Here is a 21374-nt window from a genome sequence, read left to right as displayed (position 1 = left end):
ACTCCGATAGGTGTAACGAGAATCAGATTATAGGGCAGACGTTCCCTATTTGCCTGGCTCGGCACACCCCGGGGCCAGCCGCCACATCGGCGTATTGCCCCCCTGCCTAGTGGACTTACAGGCCAGCCGTTACAGCTTGGCCTCGAAATACTCAGCGGTCGTCTCCAGGAAACTGGGGCTGAGGGCCCCCGCCAGGCCGAGTTCACGGATACCGTCCACCTTCACCATCAAGTTAGAGAAGGACAAGAACCCACAAATTTTATTGAGGGGCTTCGGCCGCAGCATAAAGGTTGGCCGTTTGATCTCGCGTTCCACCTTGGCTCTCCGGGTTTCAGGGGCGACGATAAAGAGCTTGATGTCAAGATTCGGCTGTAGCGCCATGAGATCGCTCATGCGCAACAGGCCCGAATAGCATCACCCCCGTCAGGTAGCAGAGAAAGACATCCCCCGGCTGGATCTTGGCCGCCAGCTTTTGGCGTGACGCCCGAAAGCCGCTGATCGTCGTCCCCGCCGCGCGGAATTCCTTCCAGGTCGTCCCCGTGAACAGGTTCAGCCAGTAAGTCTTAGGTGAGCTTGCCATGATGCCGTCTTCTCGCGCCGGGTATTCTTCGAGTGCGGTATATTGACCGTCCCGCCGCTGCTTGACCAACGGCGTGGGGCCTGGGCGCGGTCCCAACCGCACCCCTAATCTGACCGGACGTGACGTGACCCCCGACCAGTTCATCACCAAATGGCGAGACGCCAACCTCAAGGAGCGCTCCGCCGCCCAGGAGCACTTTCTCGATCTGTGCCGCCTCCTGGACGAGCCCACGCCCGCCGAGGCCGACCCCACCGGCGCTTGGTACTGCTTCGAGAAGGGTGCGGCCAAGGCCGGGGGCGGGGACGGCTGGGCGGACGTGTGGAAACGCGCCTGCTTCGGCTTTGAGTACAAGGGCAAGGGCAAAGACCTCAAGGATGCCTTCAAGCAGCTTCAGCTTTACACCCCCGCACTGGAATATCCGCCGCTCCTGATCGTCTCCGACCTGGACCGGATCGTCATCCATACCGCCTTCACCGGCACCGTGCCCGATGTCCATATCCTGCTCCTGGAGGATCTGCGCGACGCCAGCAAGCGCCGGCTGCTCAAGTGGGCCTTCAGCGATCCCGAGCGCCTGCGGCCGGGCCAGACCACGGCCGCCCTCACCGAGGCCGCCGCCGGGCGTTTCGGCGATCTCGCGCAGCGCTGGCGTGCCCGTGGTCACGACCCCTGGGCGGTCGGTCACTTCTGCATCCGACTGCTGTTCTGCCTGTTCGCGGAGGATATCGAACTCCTGCCCCGCCAGATGTTCACCCGGCTGCTGGATGCGGGGCTCAAGGACCCGGCCAGCCTCACCGGGATGCTGCAAGACCTGTTCGGGGCGATGGCGAAGGGCGGGCGCGTCGGCTTCGATCCGGTTGACTGGTTCAACGGCGGGCTGTTCGATTCCGCTGACACCCTGCCGCTGGAGGTGGACGACATCAAGACCCTGCGGGCGCTGGCCGGGCTCGACTGGTCGGCCATCGAGCCGACCATCTTCGGCACCCTGTTCGAGCGCGGCCTGGACCCGGACAAACGCAGCCAGTTGGGCGCCCACTACACCGACCGCGGTTCGATCATGCGCCTGGTCGATCCGGTGGTACTCGATCCGCTGCGGGACGCGTGGACGGCCAGGAAGGCCGAGATCGCCGCCCTGATGGCGAAGGCCACCGCCGCCAAGTCCCTGTCCGCCCGCACCAAGGCCCGGAACGAGGCCCATGGGCTCCTCCAAGGCTTCCTCGCGCGGCTCGCCCACTTCCGGGTCCTGGACCCCGCCTGCGGCTCCGGCAACTTCCTGCTGCTGGCCTTGCTGGGGCTCAAGGATCTGGAACACCGGGTCATCCTGGAGGCCGAGGCCCTGGGGCTGTCCAGGGCCTTCCCGATGGTTGGGCCGGAATGCGTGCTGGGGATCGAACTCAACCCCTACGCCGCCGAACTCGCCCGCGTCACCGTCTGGATCGGGGAGATCCAATGGATGCTGTCGCACGGATTCTCGCTGTCGAGGAACCCCATCTTGAAGCCGCTGCACACCATCGAGCAGCGCGACGCCATCGTCAACCCGGACGGGACGGAACCCGAGTGGCCGGCGGCGGATGTCATCGTGGGGAATCCGCCGTTTCTGGGATCTCAGAGCATGATCAGCGCTTTTGGTGAGGGGTACGTCAACAGGCTTCGCGGACTCTACGACGGCCGCTTGCCCGGAGGCGTGGACTTGGTGACCTATTGGTTCGAGAAGGCCAGGGTGCAGCTTGCCGAGGGCAAGACGCGGTACGCCGGTTTGGTTGCTACGCAGGCGATCCGCAAGGGGCGTAACCGTGCCGTTCTTGACCAGATCCAGGGTTCAAGTGAGATATTCGCCGCTTGGTCGGATGAACCCTGGATCAACGATGGCGCGGCTGTGCGCGTGTCCCTCGTGGCCTTTGGCCCCAAGGACCACGGGCGACCGACCAGGCTCAACGGCGCGCTGACTGAGGGGATCAACCCCGATTTGACCGTCGCCGGGTCGGGGCTGCGGCTTACCGATGCCGTCCCCTTGCCGGGCAACGCCGGCGTTGCGTTTCAGGGACCGGTTAAGGTGGGTCGGTTTGATATTCCTGGCGCCACGGCTCGCCAGTGGTTACCGCAACCCAACCCCCACGGAAAGCCAAACAGCGATGTACTCCGGCCTTGGGCCAACGGCCAAGACCTCAGCGGACGCCCATCCGATACATGGATCATCGATTTTGGCGTTGAATTGTCCGAGTCGGATGCCGCTTTGTACATGGCGCCTTTTGCAGAAGTTGCAGAGCATGTGCGCCCTATGCGTGAAGCAGGCCGCAGAGAAGGGCGTAAACGGTATTGGTGGCGCCATGGGGAAACCGTACCTGCGCTTCGACGGGCGATGTCTGGCATCCGTCGCTTTCTCGCCACATCCCGCGTCTCTAAGCATCGCATTTTTGTCTGGCTGGACACCGCCGTATTGCCAGACTCCCGTCTCTATGCCATTTGTCGCGCGGATGACGCTACTTTCGGGATTCTTTCGTCGCGTCTGCATTTGGTGTGGGCTCTAGCGAATGCCTCCCGTCATGGGGTTGGCAACGATCCAACTTACAACGCTGGTTCTTGCTTCGAGACCTTCCCCTTCCCCGCCGGCCTGACCCCCGCCGACACCGCCGGCCCCACCGAGGCCCTGGAATCCGGCATCATCCTCCCGCCCGTCGCCCCCGAGCGCCGCCCGGTCGCCCTCGCTATCGCCGAGGCTGCCCACCGGCTCAACGCCCTACGCGAGAACTGGCTGAACCCGCCGGGCTGGGTGGATCGGGTCCCCGAGGTCGTCCCCGGCTACCCGGACCGGATCATCCCCAAGCCCGAGCATGCGGCCGAGTTGAAGAAACGGACCCTCACCAACCTCTACAACGCCCGGCCGGCGTGGCTCGACAACGCGCACAAGGCGCTTGATGTGGCGGTTGCCGCCGCTTACGGCTGGGCCGACTACGGGCCGGAGATGGCCGATGAGGAGATTCTGCGGCGGCTGCTGGCGCTGAACTTGGCGCGGTCCGCGGGCTGAGGGGTTGACCCTGCGGATGAGTTGGGTCCTTGCCGCAACACCACCCCACCCGCTAGACCCCTATTGTTTCCCTACCATCCCCCCTAATCATCATTCCCAATCGTCCCCATCCCCCGCCCATCAAACAGCGTCGCCCCACTCGGGGTGCTCAAATCCACAAAAAAAGTCTCATTCCCCTCCTTAACCCGGTCCCCCCGCACCACCACGCTGACCGTCTGCACCCCCTGTCCGGGCGGAAAGCTCAAACTCCCGCTCTTGGCGACATAATCACTCCCCGCCTGGGCCGTGCTATTGGCGGTCGCATACCTCACCGTCACCGCGCTGGTACTGGCGGGCGTCAGCGTGACCCGGAAATTGGCGGTGCGGGTGCCGCTGTGGCCCTCCGCCAGGGTGACATCCCCGATGGCCAGCACCGGCCCATCGTCATTGAGGATCGTCCCCTGGCCCTGGGCGTCCGCCAGGTTGGCGCCCGTGGCCTGGGTGAGATTGACGAACAACACCTCGTTACCCTCCCGCGCCGTGTCGCCCTTGACGCCAATGGCCAGCGTCTTACTGGTCTGGCCTGGCGTAAAGGTCACCTGGCCACTGGCGGCGACGTAATCCGTGCCGGCCTGGGCAGTGCCATTGGCGGTGGCGTAGCGCACCGTCACCGGCCCGGCGCTCTTGGGGCTGAGGGTGAGGGTAAAGGTCAAGGGACTGGTGCCCGACTGGCCCTCGGCCCGCGCCACGTCATTGATGCGCAGGGTCTGCGCCACGGCGGCGGTGGGGACGACGAGATCCGCGAACACCGGCAGATGATCCGCCGCCAGGGTACAGACCCCCGCCGCCAGGGGCGCCCCGGACAGGGGCAGGCCGCCGGGCCGGCCCTCGTCGGCGCAGTCATAGACCTGGGTCGCCGGGCCGCGCCGCGTCAGGGTGGGGCTGGTCAGCAGATAGTCGAGGCGCCGCCCCGAGGCCTTGCGGGTCGCCAGGCTGCCATCCAATTGGCGGGCCGGGAGGAGCGTGGCCCGGGCGGTGAGGTAGGCGAAGGGGTCATTGCGCAGCCCGGCCCCGGACAGCAGGGCCTGGAGGTCGGCCCCCAGCACCATGCCGGCGGGCAACGTCCCGGGGACGCTGGTAAACCAAGTTGGCGTCAGGGGGGCATCGCCGCGGTCGGCGTTGAGGTCGCCCAGCATGATGAGCGGAATCCCCTCCCGAACCGCCTCGGCGGCAATCTGGTTCATCCGGAAGGACTCCGCCGCGCGGCGAAATTCATCGAGGTTATCGGTGCCGGACTTGAGATGGGCCGATACCAGGCCCAGCAGATGGCCCTGGCCGGTGACATCAACCCGGATCTCCGGCAGGAAGCGGGTCAGGTCATTGGCTTTGGCATCCCCGGACAGCAGGGCAGCGGTCCAGAGGGTGCTGCGGGTGATGGGGAAGTCGGAGAGCAGGGCATTGCGCAAGGCGCCGAAGGGGCCGCCGGGGGCGATCTCGACATAGGGATAGCCCAGTTGCAGGGCGAGGGTCTGGAGGTTGCGGGTATCGGTCGCACTGGCCACCTCCTGGATGGCCACCACATCGGCGTCGATCCGCCCCAGCACGGCGGCCACCGCCTGATAGGGGGCGCTGCCGGGGGTCCCCACCGTCTCCAGGTTCCAGGTGACCACCCGTATTGCCTCATCGGCCAGGGCCAGGGGGGCGAGGAGGGCCAGCAGTAGGGCCAGGCCAGCAGCCAGGTAACAGGGGGTATGGCGGGGACGGTGCATGGCAGGGGACCTCTAGCCTCCGGTTGGCACGCGTCGGATCGGTTGCAAGACCCACCGCGTGTTGATGGGTGCTCTCCAGGACAGAGTGATATTAGCCTCTTTAGGGTCACCACACCTGGCCATGAGGTTGCGAGGTTCCCGGGCCATGGGCAGGGGCGACAAACGGGCGGCGGGTGGCGGGTGGCGTCGTGACGCCGTGGGTGATTCCCCACGGCGCGGAGCATACCGCGAGGCACATGGAGGCCAGATGACGCTCGGGGAGCATCAACCGATATGCAGACTATTAGCCGGCTGATAATATCCCCTGACTCTTCTTCACCCCAGCAGGGTTGCCGCCATGCTCACCGCCTGTCTGAATATCTGTCGGCTGGCTTTCTTCGTGTGCGCGGTCTTGTTTAACCCGGCCGTCCAGGCGGCGACCCTGACCGTTACCTCTAGCGCGGATGCTGGGGCAGGGAGTTTGCGGCAAACCATCCTGGAAGCCGCGGCTGACGACATCATCCAGTTCGATGAGGGCATGCTGATAACGCTCACGTCCGGCGAGTTGTTGATCGACAAGAAACTGACAATCGACGGCGTGGGCCATGCCGTGACGGTCAGCGGGAATAACGCCAGCCGGGTTTTCCATGTTAGAGCAGCAACCGTGGTGTTGCAGAATCTAACCGTCACCGAGGGCCATGCCGATGTCGGAGGCGGGCTGCTTCTCGAGTATTCATCTGGCAGCCCTGCAGCAACGCTCACTAATGTGACCTTTGCCGACAACTCGGCATCATCCAACGGCGGCGGGCTTCATAACGATTACGGGAGCACAGCAACCCTCACCCACGTGACCTTTTCCGGCAACTCGGCTTCTTACGGCGGCGGGCTTCATAACATTGGCACAGCAATCCTCGCCAACGTGACCTTTTCCGGCAACTCGGCTTCTTACGGCGGCGGGCTTCATAACCATTACGGGAGCACAGCAACCCTCACCCACGTGACCTTTTCCGGCAACTCGGCTTCTTACGGCGGCGGGCTATATAGCACAGAACAAGCGACGCTTACCAACGTGACCTTTTCCGGTAACACGGCTTCTTACGGCGGCGGGCTCTTAAACTTGGCTGATATAGTGACGCTCACCTATGTGACCTTTTCTGGCAACACGGCCACCTCCGGTGGAGGTATTTATTCTTATTCTCATATTTTCCTCACCAACACACTGTTGGCGGGCAATACCGGGGGCAACTGCTCTGGCCCGGGCGAAATACATGACTTCAGCAAAAACCTCGACGACGAGACGTCCTGTAATTTTGGTACATACAACGGCTCCTTGAGCAACACCGTTCCCCTGCTGGGCGCCTTGGGTAATTACGGCGGCCCGACGCAGACGATCCCGCTGCTACCGGGTTCCCCAGCCATCGACGCCGGGGCCGGGACCACTGGCGGTTGCCCCGCTACGGACCAGCGGGGCGTGACGCGCCCCCAAGGGGCCGCTTGCGACATCGGCGCCTTTGAATCTCAAGGCTTCACCTTGGCCAAGACCGGCGGCGACCTCCAAAGCACGGCCATCTCCACGGCCTTCGCCAGCGCCCTGGCCGTCAGCGTGACCGCCATGGTGGCCGGTGAACCCGCAAATGGCGGCCAGGTGACCTTCACCGCCCCCGCCAGCGGCGCCAGCGCCACCTTGAGCACCAACCCGGTCACTATCGCCAGCGGCGCCGCCAGCGTCACCGCCACGGCCAATGGCACGGCGGGGAGTTACGCCGTTGCCGCCAGCGCCAAAGGCGCGGTGACGGTCAGTTTTGGCTTGACCAACCAACAGACGCAGACCATTACCTTTAACAACCCGGGCGCGCAGAACTTTGGTACTACGCCGACCTTAACCGCGACTTCGGATTCCCAATTGCCCGTCACCCTTAGCTCATCCACTACGGGTGTGTGTACCGTTAACTCTGCTGGCGTCTTGACCTTTGTGACGGCGGGTACCTGTACCATTAACGCCGATCAGGCCGGCAACAGCGACTACTGGCCGGCTACCCAGGTGAGCCGTTCTTTCAGCGTGAATGCGGTTCCCCCCGGCCCGCCGACCGGTGTGACCGCCACGGCCGGTGATACCGCGGCCAGCGTCGCCTTCACGGCGCCGGGGAATACCGGGGGCGTCGGCATTGTGGGTTATGTCGTCACGGCAAGCCCAGCGGACATAGTGCCCGTGGAGGGTGCCAACTCACCCCTAGTCGTTTTCGGTCTGACGAATGGCCAGAGTTATACGTTTACCGTAGCGGCCGTTAACTCGGCGGGTACGGGCACCCCTTCGGCCGCCTCCAACGCGGTCACACCACAAGCGGCGCAGACCATCACCTTCACCACGACGGCGCCCAGCGCCACGGTGGGCGGCCCTGTCTATACGCCCGCCGCCATCGCCAGCTCCGGGCTCCCGGTCAGCTTCGCCCTTGACCCCGCCAGCAGCGCCGTCTGCACCCTGACCGGCGCCCAGGTCAGCTTCCAGGCCATCGGCAACTGCACCATCAATGCCAACCAGGCTGGGAATAACACCTTCCTTGCCGCCCGCAGGTACAACAGACCGTTACGGTAGCTAAGGGCGCGCAGACCATCACCTTCACCTCGACGGCGCCCAGCGCCACGGTGGGCGGCCCCGTCTATACGCCCACCGCGACCGCCACTTCCGGGCTCCCGGTCAGTTTCGCCATTGACCCCGCCAGCAGCGCCGTCTGCACCCTGACCGACGGCCAGGTCAGCTTCCAGGCCGCCGGCAGTTGCACTATCAATGCGACGCAGGCCGGGAACAGTAATTACAACGCCGCGCCGCCGGTACAACAGTCCTTCAGCGTCCTGGCCACCCAGGTTACCGGGAACACTCCCGGCGGGCCGGTGACGGCCCGCATCACCGGCGGCTGTCTGGGCTTCCAGACCGGTAGCACCCAGTTCACCGTCCCCACCCGTCCGCCCGCCGGGGCCAACTTCCCCTATGGCGTCTTTGGCTTTACCGCTCTGCAGTGTGGCGCCGGCGGTACCCTCACCATCACCCTGACCTATCCCCAGCCCCTGCCGGCCGAGACGCGCTACTGGAAGAACATCAGCGGAAACTGGGTCGACTGGACCAACCAAGTGAAGATCGCCGGCAATACCGTCATCCTGACCATCACCGATGGAGGCGCGGGTGATACCAACCCGGCCGCTGGTGAGATCAGCGACCCGAGCGGTCCGGCATTTGGCGGTGGAGCCACGTCCATTCCCACCCTCTCGGAATGGGGGCTGATCCTGCTGGGGCTGGCCCTACTAACCCTGGCGGGCTGGCGGCAACGCCAGGGCTTTACCCCGCGCGGGTAACCCGTCGGCACCGAGCGGGAGGGTCGGGTGGCGGCGGGCGGGGGGTGTCGTCAGCAGGGATGCTGTTGCCAAGCCTACCGGGAGGTATTCACGGCCCTAGCGGCGCAGTACACCGCGGCCAGCGCGGGCTGGGCGATACCTAGCAGGCTGAAAAAACAGTACGAACCCGCCATAGGGGGCTCGCGACCGGCGTGAGTAGCCTGTCCCGAGGCCATGCCCCCGCCACCAGCACCCCCCGGGCCACGCCGCGTTACCGGGTGTTGTCCAGACGGGCAGCGCTTAATCGCGTCATCAGTCTCCCCGCCGCCGCGGCTGCCCTTCCCACGGTGGCCTCCCCTCAGGGCGTCATCCGCACCACCCCGGAAACAATCCCCAGGATCTCGATCTCATCATGCCGCAGGTACAGCGGCGCCATCTCGGGATTGGCCGGCTGGAGGCGGACCCCTTGCGCTTCCACATAAAACTTCTTGAGCGTCACCTGCTGGCCATTGATCAGCGCCACCACCGTTTCGCCATTCTCGGCGGTCTGGCGTTGCTCGATGACGATGATGTCGCCGTCCTGGATCTGGTCATCGATCATGGAATGGCCGCGCACCCGCAGGGCATAGCTGGCCTTGCGGGTCATGTGGCTCGGGACCCGGATGGTTTCCTGCTCCTCGGGCGTTTCCACCGGGCGCCCCGCACTCACATAGCCCAACAGGGGCACCTCGATCCCGGGCTCATCCTCCAGCCCCAGGGGTTCGAGGCGGGGGTCCCAGAAGAGGCGGGTCCGTTTGGGCATCATGTAGACGACTTGGGGCATCGGCGGCTCCGGCGGGGGGGGTGACAGGCGTTGGAGGCAGGCGGGCGCCCCGCCATCCGACGAATTCTCCTCCCTACCGTCCATTCCGTCCATAACCCGCCCGCCAACCCCGCCCATCTCATGAAAGATGGCTCCCATCACCACGGAGCCACTCATGCAAAACTTCCCCGACTGCATTGCCCACGTCCTCGCCGCCGAAGGCGGTCTCGTGAACGACCCGAAGGACCCCGGCGGGGTCACCAAGTTTGGCATCAGCCAGCGTAGTTATCCGGCCCTCGACATCCGCGCCCTGTCCCTGGACGAAGCGAAAGCCATCTACCAGCGCGATTACTGGGCGCCGATCCAGGGCGAGCGCCTCCCCGCGGGCCTCGACCTCCTGGTCCTCGACCACGCCGTCAACGCCGGCCCGGCCCGCGCCATCCGACTCCTGCAGCACCTGGTCGGGGTCCCCGAGGATGGCGTCATGGGCCCCGTCACCCTGGCTGGCGTCGCCATCGCCGACCGCGACGACCTCATCGCGCGCTACACCGAACTGCGGCTGGACTTCTACCGCGACCTGCCGAACTGGAGGCACTTCGGCGCCGGCTGGTCGCGCCGGGTCCACCGCGCCCGCCGCGCCGCCCTGGCCCTGGCCCGCGCCCGGGAGCCCCTGGCCGCATGATTTCACGACGTACCTCTCCGTTGTTAGGCCACGGGAGCAGGGCAGCAACCCCGCCGACGTGGCCCCTTTTTAGCCTGGAGACCCACCCATGAATCTCAACTGGCGATCCCTCCTCACCGAGCCCAGCACCTGGCGCGGCCTGGTGTGGCTCCTCACCGCCGCCGGTCTGGCCGTCAGCCCCGACCAGCAAGCCGCCATCGCCGCCGCCGGCATGGCCATCGCGGGCGCCATCGGCGCCTTTTTCACTGACACCCGTCCCTAAACCTAACCCCTCCACCCACTGACAGGCCCTCATCATGTCCAAATCCAGCACCTCCTTCCGCCTCTTCCACCAGGAAGAAAACGCCATTGCCACCCTGGCGCTCTTCGACGCCACCGGCGCCAGCCTGACGCCCGCCAGCATGGTTGACGGCACCGGCAACCCCGCCGGCTACCTGTCCAAGATCATCACCTTTGCGGTTGGCAGCGAGCCCCTGTTCGCCACGCCCACCTTTACCAACCCCGCCGGCCCACCGGTTCAGTTGTACCTGACCCGTGACGAGGGCGGTGTTTTCTACCAGGTTAACAACGAGAGCATCTTCGACAGCCTCAACCCCGGCCGCCCGACCCCCCGCGTCACCGCCGCCCAGGAGTTCCTGCTCTACGAGACCAAGAGCAACGCCGCCAACGGTGGCAGCATCTGGACCGTCAAAACGCCCGTCGATCCCGTCTCCCTGGTCAGTGCCCGCGGCAAGGACCCCATCACCGGCGAGACGCTGGAAGGCAACGATATTCTGTTCCGCTGGACCGGCAAATGCCCGGGCCTGCTCGAGGTCGAGGCCGACGTCGAGGACATCACCGACCCGTTAGGCTTCATCACCGTCGAGGTGGAGAACGTCACCACCTACGCCGAATCGAGCGTCGGCCTGTCCCTGGTCCAGTCCCTCGACCAGATCGTCCCCCGCGACGGCATGGGCCACGCGGTGGGCCTGCGGATGCGCTACAACGTCTCCGGCGATCCGGGCGCCTGGGTGAACCTGCCTAACGAGTTCTTCCAGTACGACATGGCCGCGCCCATGCCCTGCGTGTCCCTGACCTCCACCCTGCTGCGTGATCGCCAGGACGTCATCTCCGACCTGGTCGAGCTGACCTGGGTCAAGGACTCCGTGTCCCCCGGTACGGGCGTCGAAATCTTCGTCACCGACTTCGTCGGCAAGAAGCACTCGGTGTACACCAGCAACGGCAGCGAACTGTCCGTCCGCCTGGAGAACATCAGCCGCTTCGTCGTCCAGGACGTGGGCCCCGCCGTGGCGCGCCCCTATCGCTTCCACATCGTGGCCACCAACCTCAGCGCCAAGTCGAGCGAGACCTACGCCAGCCCCATCAACATCACCAGCAAGGTCAAGGCGGTGGTCCCGCCGACCCCCGACGAGGTGGCCGGCACCGCCCGCGACGTCCTCTACGCCGTGCTCAAGGCCGAGGTCTTCGCCGACGTGCTGACCGCCCTGGGCGCCCTGCCCACCGAAGGCCAAACCATCGTCAACAGCGCCTGCGACAACATCCTGCTCAAGATCAAGGACGTGATCGCCAAGGGCGGCAGCGTGGACCTCAGCGACTTCGGCGTCTTCGCCGCCAAGTGGACCAGTGAGCGCCTGGGCCGCAACCCCAGCAACGGCGAGCCGGTCATCACCCCCGCCTACCGTTCGCTGGGCTTTGCCCCTTCCACCGGCTTCAAGGCCGGCACCAAGGCCGGCAGCATCATGACCGACGCCCAGGCCAAGGCCGCGGCATAACCCCGCGTCAACCACCCCACCGCCCGCGCGTGAGCGCGTGGCGGTCTTTTTTTGCCTGGAGTCCGCCCCATGAACGCCACCGACAGCCTCGAAGCCAGCATCGGCGCCGCCCTCTTCCTGAACCAACCCATGGCCATCGCCCAATGGCAGGTCCACCTCTACAGCGTCGCCCCCACCGATGACGGCCTGGGCGGCACCGAAATCACCGGCGCCAGCTATGCCCCCGTGCGCTGCGACCCCGGCTCCGAGCGCTGGGCGAAAGATGCGGCCCAGACCAGCGGCGCCACCGTCTTCCGCAACCTGGCCCCCATCCCGTTCCCCACCGCCACCACCGCTTGGCCCTCGATCACCACCGTCGTCCTCAAGGACCAGGACGGCACCGTCCGCCTCGTGGTGCCCCTGACCACCCCCAAACCCGTCGCCCCCGGCGATGTCCCGGTCTTCCTGGCCGGCGAACTCGAAATTCACATCGGATAAGCCGCCATGAGCCATCCCGGAGTATTGAAAACAAGAGCCATCCTGCAACCACAGAACGGCGACGGCTACACCTGTTATTGCGCCGTCGATGGCAACGGCTCCCGCGTGGTGGTCGGCTGGGATACCGGCAACCAGCGCTGGCTGGATTTCTACGACCTCACCGAGGACGCCTATGCAAAGTCCAACGATTTGAATATATCCGGGATCATCGACGGCGAGATCAGCGGCATGGCCCTGGCCGCCTCGGGTCGCTTCCTGGCGGTCGGCGATCCCTACAACGGCAACGGGCGTGGCCGGGTCGCCTTCTATTACGGCGAGGACATCTGGGGGATGCGCTATTGCGGGCTCCTCGAGGCGCCGGGTACCGCCGATATCCTCTTCGGCTATGCCTGCTGGCTGAACGCCGCCGGCAACCGCCTCTATGTCGGCGCCCCCAGCTACAACAACGACCAGGGCGCCATCCTCGTTTATGACCTCATCGTGGACGGCAATTACAGTTGGATAAACAGTAACCTCATCGCCACCATCACCCTCCCGGGCACCGACATGTTCGGCTCATCGGTCGCGCTCTCTGCCGATGAAACCCTGATGGCGGTGGGCAACGACGGTGCCGACTACTACAACGGCAAGGTCTTCATCCTGGCCAAGGAGGGCGGGGGCACTTCCAACTGCGCGACACCCTGTTACCTGGGGACGACTATTACGGCATGTTCGGTAAAGGCGTGGCCCTCGCCCCCGAGGGCAACGTCCTCTTTGTCGGCGCCTCGAACTGTAGCTTGGGCCTGCAGAAAAACGGCGTTGTCGTCGCCTACGAGTACACCGGCGGGGCCTGGGTGCAGCGCTACCACCGCCTCCCCGAGGCGGGCTGGAGCTGGCAGAACCTGGGTCTCAATCTCGCCCTGTCCCACGATGGGCGCGTCCTGGTCGCGGGTCAGCAGGCCATGGGCCGGGTGTTGCAAACGGCGGTTTACGGCATGGCGGGTAACGTGGTCGATGACAACGGCCAGCCGGCCGCGCGCCGGCTCTTCCTGCACGACGCCACCACCGGCAAACTCCTGGACGACACCACCAGCGCCGCCGATGGCAGTTTCAACCTGGCCGCCGGCTCCCGGGGCAGTCACTACGCCCTCTGTCGGGATGATGCGGGCGGCGTGGCCTTCAATGCCCAGGTCCTCGATGGGGTGACCCCGCTATGAGCTACACCCCACCTCCCGGCCATGCCCTCGCCTTCAGCTTCATGGGTCAGGACGCCTACACCCCGCCCCCGGGCGGGGCCTTGGCCTTCAGTTTCCAGCCGACCGAGGCCACCCCGGGCGGGCTCGACCTGGCCGCTCAAGCGACCCTGGCGGTCATCGGCCAGGCTAACCTGGTCATCATGGCCCTCAAGCCGATGCAGGCCGTCTGCGCCCTGTCCGTGGCCGCTAAGGGCATCATGCGTTCCCTGGGCACCCTGATGATTAAGGCCCTGGCCCGCATCGGCCTGATCGGCAAGCGCACCGCTGCCCAGCCCCCCCGGGGCCTCGGCATGAAAATGCACCTCATCACCGACCCCAAGCGCCCGGACCTGGTCATCGACCAGTTCCTGCGCCTCTGGTACTGGGGCCTGCCCAGCGCCGTCCGGGTGGCCTACCAGGTGGACGATCAACCCGAGATCCAGCCCGCCGCCACCTGGGAGAATCCCGGCACCACCCAGCCCGCCATTCTGCGCATCGATGGCGCCGAGATCCCCGGCGATGGCCGCACTCACCGGGTGACGGTATCGGCCTGGCAGCAGGTGGGCACCGCCACCAGCCCGCGGGCGAGCGTGAGCGAATATCTGGCCACCCCGGATGTGCGCCCGACCGCTGTCCCCGAGTGGTGCGGCGCGACCCTCCAGCGCCAGGCCCTGGTCTGGCCAACCACGGCACGGGCCAATTGCCGGAGCTGGTCGAAGTCAAGTGGCGGCATCCCGGCGCGGTGGCCCTCTTCGTCAAATTCATGAAGGGGAGCCGGACCGTCATCTCCCAGATCGGCGTTGCCGACCACCAGGAGGAGCGCTTTCTTGCCGAGGGGGTTTCCGCCCTGATGGGCTACACCGCCGCCCCGGCGAACGTCTATTTCGGCGTGGCTGCCATCGCGCGCAACACCTATGGCGCCATCACCTGGCAAGCATCGCCCGTCAAGATCAAGGGCTTTGATGAGTTCCTGACGCCAGAGGCCGCGCACCCAGACGCGGCCACCCGGCAGGATGTGGGCACTTCCCCCTTCCAAGTCGCCGTTATGGACCTGCTCCAGGCCGAGCTCGGCGCCAACGCCCCCGCTAACCTGAGCGACATCGTCATCCGCACCCATCAAAAGCTGTTCCTGAAGATCAAGGACATCCTCCGCAAGGGCGGCACCGTCGAGCTCGACAACCTCGGCACCTTCAAGGCGAACTGGAGCCCGAGCGGCCGATCCGTCGGCTTTACCCCCAGCCTCGGCTTCAAAGTCGGCACCGCCCGCGGCAAGCCCCTTACCGATGCGCAAGCGAAGGCTATCCCATGAGCGAGCTGATGCGCCTGACCTACACCTACGACGGGGACACCCTGGGCGCGACCCGGACCGTCAATGGCCAGCCAGAGCAGGTCAAGCTGCGGCTGGCCTATATCGACGCCCCGGAGATGGCGCAAAGCCCCTGGGGCCTCCGCGCCCGGTCTTATCTGCGCACCCTCCTTTATGTCAACGAACCCATACTGGTGGACGTCATCGGCAGCGACAAATACGGCCGCCAGATCGCCGAGGTCCTGCGCAAGCGCGATTACGGCAACCTCGGCCTCCGGCTGGCCCTCGGTGGCTATGCCGCCATCTGGCTGTGCCCCAGCACCCAGCAGGGCTACCAGGCCGCCCAGGCCATCGCCCAGTACAAGAAGGCCGGCATCTGGTCGCTCCCCGGCACCCACCAAACCCCCTGGTTATACCGATGAGCCCCCCAGCCTACGACGACCTGGCCGAATTCCAGGAACCCGCCCGCGAGACGGTCGCCTATCGCATCGGCAGCGAGGTCCACCGCCACACCACCCGCCTCGAATTGCTGGAGGAGCGGCTAAACCGCGCCCTCGTCGAGCATGAAACGATGAACCGGGAACGCGAACAACTGTGCAACCGCTTCCAGGCCCACGAAGAGGAACAGCACCACGCCCAGCACCGCCTGATGCTGGTCATCATCCTCACCTTGCTGTCCGCGACCGGCGGTTTAATCGTCCTGACCGTCCAATCCCTGGTCACCATCGCGAAATAGGACCCCGGAGGGGGGGAGGGGGGATATAGGGGGGAGGGGGGCAGGTAAGGTGTGGGTGTATGTGGGCCTGTAGAGGTACGCACACAGGAGGGAATGAAAAAAATGGGCAGGCATCGCAAGAAATTGAGGGCCGGGAAGCCCAATCACCGACCGAAAACCCAGAGAATTCCTGACCTCGGCCGCACACCTGGCGACCGGGAGGCCCTGGACCGCTGGCTGAATCCCGCCCGGGCCGCCATCCTGACGCAGACCCGGTACATCGATGATGACTGGCCGTCCCACTGGACCTAGACGCCTGCCGACGGTGGCGACGCTGACCCTGGGCGCCATGGTGACGGCCTGCGCCTGTCGCCCGGATGCCCGACTGCACCAGCAACCCGCCGCCTGGTCGGACCTACCCGAGTCCCTGATGGTAGGCATCGCTTGCATCGAAATCCTCCCGCCCCGGAAGACCAGCGAATGATCCACTACCACGGCACCCCATTTGGGAGCACCCGCCAGGATACCGCCCGCTTTTTGGCAGGTCGTCATGCCCTGGTCCCCTATCCACGGCAGGATGACATGGGCATCGTGGCGGCAGTTTGTCAGAGTTTCGCCTTTGACAACGGGGCCTTCACCATCTGGAAGCAGGGCGGGGCACTGGATACCCGGGGCTATCTGGAATGGGTCAAGGCCTGGTGCCAGCATCCCGGGTTTGAATGGGCACTGATCCCCGACATCATTGAAGGCAGCGAAGAAGAGAACGATGCACTGGTTGAGGAGTTCCAGGCCGAAGGGGGCGCCTGGTACGGTGTCCCCGTCTGGCATCTCCATGAATCCATTGGGAGACTGGAGCGCCTCTGTTGCGATTGGCCCCGGGTCGCCCTCGGCAGTTCAGGGCAATGGGCAACGCCAGGAACAAAACCCTGGTGGAACCGGATATCGGCAGCCATGGATGCCATCACCGACGAGCAGGGGCGACCCATTACCAAGCTACACGGGTTACGGATAATGGATCCCCGCATCTTCACCCGTCTCCCCCTGGCCAGCGCTGACAGCACCAATGCCGCCGTCAACAGCGGCAGCATCTCCCGTTTCGGATGCTACCTCCCGCCCACCTCGGCCCAACGGGGGGCGGTCATCGCCGACCGCATTGAAGCGGAGAACAGCGCTCCCGTCTGGTTGAATTACGCCGGTCAGGGCGATTTATTTGACTGAAGCCCGCCAGAGCCTCGGCACCTGGAACGCTTACGTCATCCGAGGCACGGACCGCGCGGACCGCAGCGCCCGGCTGGCGGAGGTACCCGAGCATTGGCGCGAGCGGGTCAGAGCCCATGTCGTCTGCTACTTCGCCGTGAAGGCCCGCGCCAGAAATTGCGCAGAAGGAGCCTAGATCGAGCCCTGGAGCACCGCGCGCCCTGGAGCGCTGTTGAGTACGCAGCCCCGCTTGCGGCAACCCATGGGACCTAATCGCTAACCGCCGCTCACGGTCGGCGAATCCGCTTGCCCGGTCCCGGGAAAGGCGTTAGATTTTGGGTCAGAGGTTTCATAAACCCCGCCGTGCCCGCCTTGACCCTCAGCGTCCCCGGCTCCTGGCCTCATCAATCCCGCGGTGGCTCGCGGCGTTATATGCAACAAGTAGCTAAACTATGGACCCCCTCTCTGCGGCTTTTGCGTCTTATCTTGATCTCGTTTCTACGCGGATCACCAGCCATATGACGGATACCCTGGGCACGGAAATTCAGTCCGTTGTGGTGCAACACCAGGGCATCAGAATCCCTTACTCCTACCAAGTCTGGCAAATTCGCCCGAAATCGGTATGCAGTGCCTATCGTCAGCACGCTATTAAGTTCTCCAAATGCACCCTGGCCGCCCAATCGCTGTTTAAGGATACCTGTGCCTATCTGCAAGCTCATCCTCAAGAACACTGGAAGCACCATAAACTTACGAATATGTACTGTCTGGCGGCGGAATCCTATCAACCGACCATAGCGAACATGCAATGGACGCCTGAACCATCGCCGAAGGAGCAAGCGCAAACCGAGTGTAATCTGGCGGTCACGGCATTGATGAACGACCCCAGCGCTGAGAACGAGAAGAAAAAAGCAGCCGCTTGCCTGAAATACCAATCCCTGAATGTCAAAGGGGGCAATAACTAGACGGGTCTTCACCCGGGCGCTGGCCGCTGTGGGTGATCGCCACCACGCACGGCCTCGCCCTCTGAGAGCCTGGTGCAACCCGCACCCCGCTTGCGCTGGCCCCCGGCGCCCGGTCGGTTCGTGCCTCACCCACCGGGCTTGCGGGCCAGCACGGCGCTCCATGCCCCTTGCCGGCGCCTCTGAAGCTGCGGTGTTCGGCCCTGTCACGCGCCCTGCTTACGGCCAGCCCGTCGCCTCTCAGGTTCGGCCACGGTCTGCCCGGCAGGGCACGCGCCAGGGCCTCACAACCCCAGATGCCGCCATCGTGGCTCGATCCGCGCGCCGTCCTGGCTTGCGTGGCCACGACCTCAAGATTTGATTCTCCCCCCTGCCCCCCGCTGGGGGGGGTGGTGGTCGGCCCCAAGGGGGCCTTCCCCTGAAGAATCAGAGAGGCCATCGCGTAGTGCCGCCCACCGCCCGTCCCCCCGGGCGCCCCTCCCCCGGCGCGGCAAGCTCCGCAAGCTGCGCTTCGCGCGCCTCCGCCGTGTCGCCCGGGGTGCCAGGCGGTCGGCTGGTCGATTCCCCGGATCTGGCTCTGCGGCTTGGTTGGCTGCGCGCGCGGAATAGCGCGCCCAGCCAGACCCTGAAGATTTTGAGCCCCCCTGCCCCCGAGGGGCGTGGCGCGGCCGGTCTACCGGCTGGCGCAGCTCGCGGGCTCACTATGCCCAGCCGGCAGCCCGGCCCCTGCCTGAAGATTTGATCCCCCCCGCTGCGCGGCCCCCCAGGGGGAGAATGCGCGTCCAGCGCCGGCATCGTGCCTTGAATCCCCGGGGGCGTCGTGCCCCCGCCCACGAATGCAGCCATCCCCCCCGTGTCTTCCCACTGTACCCCGTACCCTGCCGCCTCAAGGTCGTGTCGCCAAGTGCCGCTAACCTCCTGCGTCGGTAAGCGGCACTAGGCGCCCTCCACCTTGACCCGTCAGGGGGCCCCCGGGGTGTGGGAAGACGTCGGGCGGGATTGGCTCGCTCGGATTAAGAGGGCGGCGTTATGAACATCCATCAGTTGCTTCGCGATCCGGTCTACATCAAGTCGGTGGGGGAGTTGGACAAGTTCTGGGTAGATCCATTGGACCGCGTGCGGTGGCAGTTGCAGGATCGGGAGTGGTTCTGTCCGATATGCGGTGATCGGATCGCATCCGGCCAGGTGGGCAGGTGCTTCTGCCGGGATGAGTGGTAGCCGGCTAGGGCAGGGGGGCTGCGCCCCCCTGTCCCCCGAGGGGACGGCTTTGCCGCCCGTCCCGTCCCCTGGCTGGCGAGGCTCGCAGGCTCACGCTTCCCAGCCAGGGGCCGAGCCGGGGCCTGAAGATTCCCGAGAAGGTCGCCCCTGGAGAGCCCGTCGCGGATCGCGGCCCCGCTTGCGCTGGCCGGGACAGCGGCGCGGGCGGTGGCGCCCCCGGCTGGCGCGTCGCCGTCCGTGGCTTGGGCGCCAGCCGGACGGCGCCTGTCCGCCCGCCCCGCCGCCCCGTCCAGCACGGCGCTCCTCTCCCCTTGCTGGCGCCTTGAGGTCTTGTGTGGGCCGGGCACGGGCCTTGCTTTGTCCCCCCCTGGCTGGGGCAAACGACGCCCCAGCCAGGGCGGGGCAAGGCCCGTGCCCGTCCCACGGCCTGAAGATTTGATTCTCCCCCCTTCCCCCCTCCGGGGGGCAAGGAGGGCCTGCGGCCCGCTATCAAAGCCATCCGTGGCGCTCGCCCCGGGCGCTGCGTTCGTCGCTGCGTCGGGACGCTACCTCCGCCGTCCGCGCCCTCCTTCGCTCCTCTCTCCGCGTCCACGGCTCGCCGTCCCGCTCCCGGCGGGAACAGGTCTTGTGGGCAGCGCGCGCGGAATAGCCCGCCCTGCCAGCCGTTCCAGAGAATGCCATCCATGGCGGGCGGGCGTCCTGCCCGGTGTCCCTCCTTCGCCATCCATGGCTGCGGGCCGGGGCCCAGGATTTAAGAGAAGGTCGCCCCTGGACAGTTCGTCGGGGTGGCGAGCCCGCTTGCGCTGGCCTGCGGCGCCCACGGGCTTCGTCCCTCAGCCCCTGGGCTTGCTGGCCAGCACGGCGCTCCCTGCTGTCGGCTAGGGCTTCAGGCATTGCCGTCGGGCCGGTCACCGGGCTTGCGGGGGCTCCCCGGTGGCGGCTGCGCCCCCCTCCGGGGCAGCCGCAAGCCCTGCGCCCGTCCCTCCCCCCGGATGCCGCCATCGTGGCTAGAACTCCGCGGCGTCCTGCCTTGGGTGGCCAGGGCCGAAGATTCGATTCTCCCCCCCTTCCCCCCCGCTGGGGGGGCTGGGTCGCTGACCCCAGCACCGCTTACGGTCTGGTTGGGCGCGCGGAACCCCTTTTCGTGCCGAGGTTCTAAAATATAAAGGTGAACAACCGTGCCCGCCGGGGCACCGTGTTAGGCTGGCGTCACGGGATACCCCCTCCGCGGATTGGGGGTGCTGTATTAGCAGGGATACCTTATGGACTGGTTCAAAGCCGGCGCCGCGAGCGCCAACAAGCCGGGTGGCGCCGAATATCCACCCCTCAACGATACCCAGGCGCAACGCTACTGGCTGGGCGGCTTTGGCGCCGCCTGGGCCGCCAGCGACGATGAAACGCCCCTGGCCGAGGTGCTGGCCGCCGCCCTGGGCGAGCGGGCGGCGCTGCGTGACCAACTCCTGACCCACGGTACCGGCCACCCCACGCCACCGGCATGAAGGCCGGCGGGCCGCGCGGCGGCCTCGCCGGCCTACTCCTGGGGCTGGTCCTCCTGGCCCCGGTCACCGCCGCCACCCTGACGGGGCGCGTGGTGCGCATCCTGGACGGCGATACCGTCGAGGTGCTCGACGCCTCCCAGCACACTGAACGCGTGCGCCTGGGCGGCATCGATGCCCCCGAGAAGACCCAAGCCTTTGGCACCCAGGCCAAACAACGTCTGGCGGACCTGGCCGGCGGCCAGACGGTGGTCGTTGAGTGGGAGAAACGCGACCGTAACGGCCGGGTGGTCGGCACCCTGCTCCGCGCGGACCGGGATGTGGGGCTGCAACTGGTGCGCGAAGGCTACGCCTGGTGGTATCGCGCCTTTGCCGACGAGCAAAGCCCAGTGGATCGCGTGCTCTACGCCGCCGCCGAGCAGTCCGCCCGGACCGCCCGGCGGGGTCTGTGGGCGGATGCCCACCCACTGGCGCCCTGGGATTACCGCCACCAGCCCGCGCCGACGGCCAACGACCTGAGCCAATGCCCCTGCGGTGGGGACCGCCGCTGCACCGGCAGCCGTGGCGGCCAGTTCTGCGTCACCCCCTCCGGGACCAAACGCTACGCTGCCCGTGCCACGCCGTGAGGCATTGAGGCGTTTACGTCCCTGTCATAGCCCGCCCCATCCCGGAGCGGCAGCAGGTCAGCGCACCGAAGACCGCGGGCGCAGCGCTCGCGCGTGACCGGGGCGCGGCCAGAATAGGCCGCCCCCCGTCAGGCCAGCTCATCACGCCATCCAGGCCGGGGCCACGGCCCGCAAATAGCGGCCCATCATCCCTCGACGCTCCGCCACCGGCCATCGGCAGTAGCCGGGGCCGGAGGCTACGCCATGCCCGGGTC

General features: G+C 66.3%; 22 protein-coding genes. 18 read left to right on the top strand and 4 right to left on the bottom strand.

What is annotated here, in order from left to right; translation table 11 throughout:
* Positions 1-129: 129 nt before the first annotated feature.
* Positions 130-393, bottom strand: a complete 264-nt coding sequence (locus IPN92_17165; protein MBK8639915.1) for a hypothetical protein — start codon at positions 391-393, stop codon at positions 130-132.
* Positions 359-580 carry a hypothetical protein gene (locus tag IPN92_17160; protein ID MBK8639914.1) on the bottom strand — a complete coding sequence of 74 codons (222 nt, stop codon included), beginning with the start codon at positions 578-580 and terminating at the stop codon, positions 359-361. Before IPN92_17160 ends, IPN92_17165 begins: the two co-directional genes overlap by 35 nt.
* A gap of 124 nt (positions 581-704) precedes the next feature.
* Here IPN92_17160 and IPN92_17155 point away from each other — a divergent pair, with 124 nt between their 5' ends.
* Complete coding sequence (locus tag IPN92_17155) at positions 705-3602, top strand: class I SAM-dependent DNA methyltransferase (GenBank protein MBK8639913.1); 2898 nt, start codon at positions 705-707, stop codon at positions 3600-3602.
* An 83-nt stretch (positions 3603-3685) separates the two neighbouring features.
* Here IPN92_17155 and IPN92_17150 read toward each other — a convergent pair whose 3' ends face one another.
* The gene (locus IPN92_17150; protein ID MBK8639912.1) at positions 3686-5350 is read right to left on the bottom strand and encodes an endonuclease/exonuclease/phosphatase family protein; all 1665 of its coding nucleotides are present in this window, start codon (positions 5348-5350) and stop codon (positions 3686-3688) included.
* Positions 5351-5687: 337 nt separating this feature from the next.
* Here IPN92_17150 and IPN92_17145 point away from each other — a divergent pair, with 337 nt between their 5' ends.
* Complete coding sequence (locus IPN92_17145; GenBank protein ID MBK8639911.1) at positions 5688-7922, top strand: fibronectin type III domain-containing protein; 2235 nt, start codon at positions 5688-5690, stop codon at positions 7920-7922.
* Positions 7923-7972: 50 nt separating this feature from the next.
* Positions 7973-8677: an IPTL-CTERM sorting domain-containing protein gene (locus IPN92_17140; GenBank protein MBK8639910.1), complete on the top strand. Its 705-nt coding sequence runs from the start codon at positions 7973-7975 to the stop codon at positions 8675-8677.
* A gap of 337 nt (positions 8678-9014) precedes the next feature.
* Here the strand turns inward: IPN92_17140 and lexA are convergent, their stop codons facing one another.
* On the bottom strand, positions 9015-9479 hold the full coding sequence (gene lexA, locus IPN92_17135; GenBank protein MBK8639909.1) for a repressor LexA: 465 nt from the start codon (positions 9477-9479) through the stop codon (positions 9015-9017).
* 154 nt (positions 9480-9633) lie between these two features.
* Here lexA and IPN92_17130 point away from each other — a divergent pair, with 154 nt between their 5' ends.
* The 15 genes from IPN92_17130 (at position 9634) to IPN92_17060 (ending at position 21120) form a co-directional block, all read left to right on the top strand.
* A complete protein-coding gene (locus IPN92_17130) occupies positions 9634-10140 on the top strand; it encodes a glycoside hydrolase family 108 protein (GenBank protein ID MBK8639908.1) in 507 nt (168 codons plus the stop codon).
* 88 nt (positions 10141-10228) lie between these two features.
* Positions 10229-10402, top strand: coding sequence for a hypothetical protein (locus IPN92_17125; protein MBK8639907.1), 174 nt, complete (start codon positions 10229-10231; stop codon positions 10400-10402).
* Positions 10403-10436: 34 nt separating this feature from the next.
* Positions 10437-11912: an HU family DNA-binding protein gene (locus IPN92_17120; protein ID MBK8639906.1), complete on the top strand. Its 1476-nt coding sequence runs from the start codon at positions 10437-10439 to the stop codon at positions 11910-11912.
* Between the two features lie 69 nt (positions 11913-11981).
* Positions 11982-12389, top strand: coding sequence for a hypothetical protein (locus tag IPN92_17115; protein MBK8639905.1), 408 nt, complete (start codon positions 11982-11984; stop codon positions 12387-12389).
* 707 nt (positions 12390-13096) lie between these two features.
* Positions 13097-13585 (top strand): hypothetical protein, encoded by a 489-nt coding sequence (locus tag IPN92_17110; protein ID MBK8639904.1) that lies wholly within the window; start codon positions 13097-13099, stop codon positions 13583-13585.
* Positions 13582-14370: a hypothetical protein gene (locus IPN92_17105; GenBank protein ID MBK8639903.1), complete on the top strand. Its 789-nt coding sequence runs from the start codon at positions 13582-13584 to the stop codon at positions 14368-14370. The genes IPN92_17110 and IPN92_17105 overlap by 4 nt, the downstream gene beginning before the upstream one ends.
* Positions 14304-14912: a hypothetical protein gene (locus IPN92_17100; protein ID MBK8639902.1), complete on the top strand. Its 609-nt coding sequence runs from the start codon at positions 14304-14306 to the stop codon at positions 14910-14912. Before IPN92_17105 ends, IPN92_17100 begins: the two co-directional genes overlap by 67 nt.
* The gene (locus IPN92_17095) at positions 14909-15331 is read left to right on the top strand and encodes a thermonuclease family protein (GenBank protein MBK8639901.1); all 423 of its coding nucleotides are present in this window, start codon (positions 14909-14911) and stop codon (positions 15329-15331) included. The genes IPN92_17100 and IPN92_17095 overlap by 4 nt, the downstream gene beginning before the upstream one ends.
* Positions 15328-15645: a hypothetical protein gene (locus IPN92_17090; protein MBK8639900.1), complete on the top strand. Its 318-nt coding sequence runs from the start codon at positions 15328-15330 to the stop codon at positions 15643-15645. The genes IPN92_17095 and IPN92_17090 overlap by 4 nt, the downstream gene beginning before the upstream one ends.
* A gap of 262 nt (positions 15646-15907) precedes the next feature.
* Entirely contained in the window at positions 15908-16108 is a 201-nt protein-coding gene (locus tag IPN92_17085; GenBank protein ID MBK8639899.1) for a hypothetical protein, read from the top strand.
* Positions 16105-16842, top strand: a complete 738-nt coding sequence (locus tag IPN92_17080; protein MBK8639898.1) for a hypothetical protein — start codon at positions 16105-16107, stop codon at positions 16840-16842. Before IPN92_17085 ends, IPN92_17080 begins: the two co-directional genes overlap by 4 nt.
* Entirely contained in the window at positions 16811-17017 is a 207-nt protein-coding gene (locus IPN92_17075; GenBank protein MBK8639897.1) for a hypothetical protein, read from the top strand. The genes IPN92_17080 and IPN92_17075 overlap by 32 nt, the downstream gene beginning before the upstream one ends.
* 322 nt (positions 17018-17339) lie before the next feature.
* The gene (locus tag IPN92_17070) at positions 17340-17783 is read left to right on the top strand and encodes a hypothetical protein (GenBank protein ID MBK8639896.1); all 444 of its coding nucleotides are present in this window, start codon (positions 17340-17342) and stop codon (positions 17781-17783) included.
* 2477 nt (positions 17784-20260) lie between these two features.
* The gene (locus IPN92_17065; protein MBK8639895.1) at positions 20261-20497 is read left to right on the top strand and encodes a hypothetical protein; all 237 of its coding nucleotides are present in this window, start codon (positions 20261-20263) and stop codon (positions 20495-20497) included.
* Positions 20494-21120 (top strand): thermonuclease family protein, encoded by a 627-nt coding sequence (locus IPN92_17060; GenBank protein ID MBK8639894.1) that lies wholly within the window; start codon positions 20494-20496, stop codon positions 21118-21120. Before IPN92_17065 ends, IPN92_17060 begins: the two co-directional genes overlap by 4 nt.
* The last annotated feature ends 254 nt before the right edge of the window (positions 21121-21374 follow it).

Source organism: Chromatiaceae bacterium, from assembly GCA_016714645.1.
Lineage (GTDB): Bacteria > Pseudomonadota > Gammaproteobacteria > Chromatiales > Chromatiaceae > M0108.
Note: the sequence above shows the minus strand (reverse complement) of the source record. Positions and strands in the feature narration are given on the sequence as shown.